Origin of the sequence: Acidocella aromatica (genome assembly GCF_014201825.1) — a bacterium.
Taxonomy (GTDB): Bacteria; Pseudomonadota; Alphaproteobacteria; order Acetobacterales; family Acetobacteraceae; genus Acidocella; species Acidocella aromatica.
Window position 1 is genome coordinate 1 of sequence record NZ_JACHFJ010000024.1, and the last position, 3,746, is coordinate 3,746.

Consider the following 3,746-nt stretch of genomic DNA (forward strand, 5'->3'; position numbering starts at 1 on the left):
TGAGCAAGCCCCCTGGCGGCATGGGACAGGTGCGACACCCGCTCCCCCACCCCGGCCCGCTCCAGGGCCGCGTTGGTCAGCCCAGCCCATAGCTCGCGCACCCGCTCGATCTCGCCGCTGCGCTGATCGTCCAGGGCGCGGGTCTTGGGGCCAAGCCCGCCTCCACCGACCGTCCGGGTCGTGGTCAGGACGTGCGCGTGGTGGTTTCGCTGGTCCCCCTCCCCGCCCGGCGCATGGATCGCCACGTCAGCCGCCACCCCGTACCGCTCCACCAGGGCCGCCGCGAAGGTGCGGGCGAGGTCTGCGCGCTGCTCGGCCGACAACTCGGCCGGAAGCGCGACCTCGTACTCCCGCGCCACCGTCGAGTTCTTCCGGTTCTCCGCCGCCTCCGCCGCGTTCCATAGTGCCGCCCGGTCCTGCGCCCACTCGGCGGCAGGCGGCGCCACGATGAACGCGGCCTCAACCCCAACCCGACGCCGGTAGTCATGCGTCACCCCGTCGCGTTCGTTCACCAACAACGTGCCGGTGCGGTACGCCGCCGCCGCTGGCGCGCTGCGGCCAGTGGATCGGGAGACCGTCTTAACCGAGCAATGGTAGATCGCCACGCCGCGCTCCGATGGAGGGTTCTGGGGGCTGGCCCCTGACGCACGCAAACCGAAGGTTTGCATAAGTGCGCCCTTCATCATACTTCGGAATGGAATGTTCCGTCTAGCATGCCCACAGTTGCCGGGCTAAATTCGCACCATAGCTTGGAGTTCGTGTTGATGGATTACGCCAAGAAGAGAGAGGCCGTTCTCAAGAAAATCGCCCAGGAAAAGGCCAAACTCGCCGCCCTCGATGCCAGGGTGAACCAGAGCGCCCGCAAGCTCGATACCAAGCGCAAAGTGGTGCTGGGCGGCCTGCTGCTCGATGCGGCCAGCAAGGATGACCGCTTTGCCCGCGTCCTCACGGCCCTGCTGGACAGAATCGTCCGTGACCAAGACCGGAAGGCGTTCGAGGGCTGGCAGGTTCCTTCCCCAGCCCTGCTGTCATCAGCGGTCTCCGAGGCTCCCCAGGCCAGCGCTGAGAGCCAGGAACCGGCCCAAATCCCCTCCCCCTGAGCCATGCTCACCGGGGTGCCAGCACCGGCTCAGAAGTTATCCACAGCGTAAAAGTTCAACTTCTATAACTTCAATTTCTAGGCCCAAAAGATGCAGTGTTTTCCTGCATCTTTTTCGTCAATTAGGACTAAATGGGTGCTGAGAGAGGACAAAGTGGGTGCTGAGATAGGACTAAATGGGTGCTGAGAGAGGACAAAGTGGGTGAACAAGTCAGGTCTTAACTTTACGACTTGTCTTATTTGTGCTGCGTTCACCCTATGGCCCTCACGATTCAGCAGAAAACCAATGCGGTCGGGTTCCCGAAGCCCGCTGAACTGATCGAAATCACCGGCACCAGCGGCCTGGAAGCTCAGGACCGGGCGCTGATGAACGCGCTCTACATGCACGCTCATGACAGCGGCGACCTGGCTAAGCCCGGCGCAAAATGGGAGCTACCGCTCGCCTCTTTGAATTTCAGCACCCACAACACCCTGGACCGTGTGCGGGAGAGCCTTTCCCGGCTGCTCGGCGTTCAGGTGGCTGTGACATACTTCGACCCCGAACGGGCCGAGGAAGTCGTGTTGCAAACCGTTCTGTTCGAACACTTCATCACCTCGAAGAAGGGCGCACCGTCAGCCACCCTGCGGTTTGCCATCCCCTCTGAGCTTAGGGGCATCCTGGCCCGCTCTGACCGCTGGGGGCGCATCAAGGCCGAGGTCGTTCATGCCATGTCCAGCAAGTACGCCATCGCGCTCTACGAACTGCTGCGGCTGCGGGCGAACATGGATAATTGCGTGGAAACCTTCACCTATGAACGCTTCCGAGACCTGCTCGGTGTGCCAAAAGGCACGTATGAAGCTGGGAAGGATTTCAAGGTCAGGGTCATTGATCCCGCTGTTTTGGAGATCAACGGCTTGTCCGAGATGGGCTGTCAGATCGACCTGTTCCGGGTCCATTCCCGTGCCGCGATCAGCAAGGTGACGGTGGCATGGTGGAAGAAGGGCGCGGAGGAACAGCGATCAGCCGTGCAAGAATTGAACCGTTCCAAGCTGGGCAGAAAGGCCCGGCTTCGTGGGCAGGTTGAGACCATTCAAACTCAGGAGGCAATCGCATGAGTGCCAACCTTTACGACCAAGATTTCTACGCCTGGGCCAACCAACAAGCCGCGCTTCTGCGCGCCGGGAAACTGACGCAGGCCGACATTGAACACATCGCCGAGGAAATCGAGAGCATGGGCAAGACTGAGAAGCGCGAACTCATCAGCCGCCTCACGGTCCTGCTCTTGCATTTGCTCAAATGGCAGTACCAGCCTGTTCGGCGCGGTGCCTCATGGGAGGTCACAATCGGCACCCAGCGACGTGCGCTTACGCGCCACCTAGCCGACAATCCTAGCCTGAAATCCAAGCTAAACGAGGCTATCGACGACGCTTATACCGACGCCCGCGCCGAGGCATACGCGGAGACTGGCATGCCAAAAGCAACCTTTCCGATGGCCTGCCCGTGGTCCTTCGAGCGGATCATGGATGATGGTTTTTGGCCGGAAGCCTAGCGTCCCAGGCCTTTACCCCGACTTGCCCTTTTCGCCTGCCGTTCGGCCTCCTCGCGGGCGTACCGGACCGTCCGCTTCTCGGTCAGAACCTCGTCCATCTCCGCCGCTTGCTGGCGCTTCGGCTCCAGCGCGGCCTTGATGCCCGGCAAGATGTCCTCCTGGCGCTCCACCGCGACGTCATGCGCCCGTTTTTCCGCAGCTTCCCTGGCTTTTACGGCATCGTCCGCTGTGGTGATCGACGTTTCCAAGCCATGCCGCTGCTGTTCCCAGGCCGCGATTTGACAGCTCCCCAACAGCCCCTTGTCGTGCAACCAAGCCCGGAGTGGGTGGTTCTGCCGGTAAGCCGCCTCCATGGCGTCCACGCCCCGCAAATCCCGCCGCGCCTTGTCTGCCTTTTCCCTGGCTTCCACCGTCTCGCGGCTGCATTTGTCCAAGCTTTCGACCCGCTGCCGGAAGATCGGATCGGCGTTCAGCCTGGATTCCGTCGTATCCCGGCGCAAATCCTGGATCTGCTCGCGTAGCTCCTGCTCGGTCATGGCCCTGTACGCCATTTTCCGGGCTTCCTCAGGGCTGAGTTCCGGCACCGGCTCCTTGACCTGGTTCCGCCGCGCTTGGTCTTGCCGCAACTCCCTGACTGCCTGCTCTCCCGCTTGGTTAATCGCCGTCCCGAAATGCGCCAGATGCTTGCCGGCGGCGGCCAACTCCGTGGCCTTCGCCAGCCGTCCACGCTGCTCGACGATCTCCAGCTCGTCGCCCTTGGCCTCGGCTTGCTCCACCGCCGCCCGGTAGCGTGTGAGCGCGGCCTGATCCCGCCGCTCCCACTCTGCCGCCTGCTGCTTGGCCTGGAGCCGCTCAGCAGCCCGCGCGGCTTTGTCCAGGTGGGGCAGTAGCGCTTCATTGCCCGCAACGGCCTCCTGGGCCTTCCTGTGCGCCTCCACGGCCCTGTTTGTGTCGCCCCGGTCGGTCTCCACCCCGCGGCGTTCCAGCGCCGTCGCAGACGGTCCCAGATGGGCCGTGGGGGCTTGAGCAAGCCCCCTGGCGGCATGGGACAGGTGCGACACCCGCTCCCCCACCCCGGCCCGCTCCAGGGCCGCGTTGGTCAGCCCAGCCCATAGCTC

At 63.3% G+C, this 3,746-nt stretch carries 5 protein-coding genes; 3 read left to right on the forward strand and 2 right to left on the reverse strand.

Annotated elements, in window-relative coordinates:
• Positions 1 to 605 (reverse strand): MobQ family relaxase (mobQ, locus tag HNP71_RS13970; protein ID WP_183267558.1); only part of this gene is annotated, 605 nt, incomplete at its 3' end.
• 159 nt (positions 606 to 764) lie between these two features.
• Here mobQ and HNP71_RS13975 point away from each other — a divergent pair.
• The 3 genes from HNP71_RS13975 (at position 765) to HNP71_RS13985 (ending at position 2,628) form a co-directional block, all read left to right on the forward strand.
• Entirely contained in the window at positions 765 to 1,100 is a 336-nt protein-coding gene (locus tag HNP71_RS13975) for a mobilization protein (RefSeq protein WP_246344243.1), read from the forward strand.
• Between the two features lie 257 nt (positions 1,101 to 1,357).
• Positions 1,358 to 2,194: a replication initiation protein gene (locus tag HNP71_RS13980; RefSeq protein WP_183267559.1), complete on the forward strand. Its 837-nt coding sequence runs from the start codon at positions 1,358 to 1,360 to the stop codon at positions 2,192 to 2,194.
• Positions 2,191 to 2,628, forward strand: a complete 438-nt coding sequence (locus HNP71_RS13985; protein WP_183267560.1) for a DUF29 domain-containing protein — start codon at positions 2,191 to 2,193, stop codon at positions 2,626 to 2,628. The genes HNP71_RS13980 and HNP71_RS13985 overlap by 4 nt, the downstream gene beginning before the upstream one ends.
• Here HNP71_RS13985 and HNP71_RS13990 read toward each other — a convergent pair.
• Positions 2,625 to 3,746 (reverse strand): MobA/MobL family protein (locus tag HNP71_RS13990; RefSeq protein ID WP_183267561.1); only part of this gene is annotated, 1,122 nt, incomplete at its 5' end. The genes HNP71_RS13985 and HNP71_RS13990 overlap by 4 nt on opposite strands.

What these genes read in the sequence shown, in the direction of transcription:
- HNP71_RS13975 (WP_246344243.1), top strand. Translation starts at nt 765, where the DNA reads ATGGATTACGCCAAGAAGAGAGAGGCCGTTCTCAAGAAAATCGCCCAG.
- HNP71_RS13980 (WP_183267559.1), top strand. Translation starts at nt 1,358, where the DNA reads ATGGCCCTCACGATTCAGCAGAAAACCAATGCGGTCGGGTTCCCGAAG.
- HNP71_RS13985 (WP_183267560.1), top strand. Translation starts at nt 2,191, where the DNA reads ATGAGTGCCAACCTTTACGACCAAGATTTCTACGCCTGGGCCAACCAA.